At 39.8% G+C, this 1531-nt stretch carries 1 protein-coding gene; it reads left to right on the plus strand.

The features are described from left to right. The first annotated feature begins 167 nt into the window (after positions 1–167). Positions 168–1529 carry an IS4 family transposase gene (locus tag BpJC4_RS15750; protein WP_151698189.1) on the plus strand — a complete coding sequence of 454 codons (1362 nt, stop codon included), beginning with the start codon at positions 168–170 and terminating at the stop codon, positions 1527–1529. The last annotated feature ends 2 nt before the right edge of the window (positions 1530–1531 follow it).

Consider the following 1531-nt stretch of genomic DNA (forward strand, 5'->3'; position numbering starts at 1 on the left):
ACTCAACTTTCGCACCAATAAAATAAGTGCTAATCGTTGGCTGTATTGAACTTTAAGTCTATCCATTATGTTGTTTGACAAAATGAATATAAAATGAAAAACACCTCGTTCCTTGGTATAGTGAGATTGACAAAAAATCACTACCACATAGAAGAGGTGTCCTCTACATGATAGACCAAAATTGCCAATACAATCAACTACCAAAAGAACTTGATTCTGTTTTTTCTGAGCTTGAAATGAAGAAGCACTTACGCCATGCTGGCATTAAAAAATCCTTTGGTTTTAGTTGTTCTTATTTGTTTCAACTTGTTTTCTGCTTGATTTTCCAACACAAGAATTGGTTTTCTCTTCTTGAGTCAAAGAAAGCAGATCAATTCCCAGCCAAGGACGCCGTGTATCGTTTCTTAAACCAATCGACGTTCAACTGGCGGCGGTTTTTACTTCTTTTGAGCACATTTACTATTCGCAAAGTAGAACGCCTTACTGACAAAAGTCGTCCTAAAGTCTTCATTGTTGATGACTCATCGTTTTATCGAAATCGTAGTAAAAAAGTAGAACTGCTGGCTCGTTGCTTTGACCACGCTTCTCTTAAAATGCGTTTTTATAAAGGATTTCGCATGTTAACTTTAGGCTGGTCGGACGGCTACACCTTCATGCCCATTGACTTCTCTTTACTCAGTTCCAAGAAGGCTCAGATTAATGGAATCTCTGAACAAATTGATAAACGTACCTGTGGGTATAAACGCCGTAAAAATGCTTTACAGTCAGAACCCGAACAGATCCCTAGTATGCTCAAACGAGCGCTTGCCAGTGGAATAAATGCAAGCTATGTTCTAATGGATTCTTGGTTTACTTTGCCTCCACTTGTCAAAGCCATTGTGGAACAAGGTTTAGACGTGATTGGCATGGTCAAGGAAACAAAACAACGATATAACGTTGACGGAAAGCTGGTTTCGTTAAAGCAGCTCTATCGCCTGGCTCAACCCCTACAGTCGAAGAAGGGTATCCTTCGCTCTATCCGTACCGTTATGGCGAATGGAACTCCTGTAAAAGTTATATTCGTTCAAAACAGAAACAAGAAAAGTGAATGGCTTGCCCTCCTCAGTACGGACTGCACCCTTTCCGAACAGGAAATTGTTCGAATCTATGGGATGCGTTGGGATATTGAAGTGTTCTTTAAGACGACAAAATCGCTTTTAAAACTTGAAAAAGAGTTCCAAAGTCGCTCATATGATGGGTTAATCAGCCATACCACTATTGTATTTGCACGTTTTATCGTGCTATCGTGGCAAAACCGCTGCAACACCGATCAAAGAACAATAGGCGGGCTGTTTTATGAACTTTGCGACGAAGTAAATGAACTTGATTGGGCTGTTGCATTGCAGCAGTTAATCGAGCTTCTTCAAGACGCACTAAAACAGACCAATAAAAGATTTAAAAAGTTAATTCAAAGTCAACTGGAACAGTGGATCTCTGGCCTACCTAGTTATATCAAAGCTTATTTGCCAATTTCACTCTGCGAAAGTTGAGT

The organism is Weizmannia acidilactici, assembly GCF_008974185.1.
Classification (GTDB): domain Bacteria; phylum Bacillota; class Bacilli; order Bacillales; family Bacillaceae_C; genus Weizmannia; species Weizmannia acidilactici.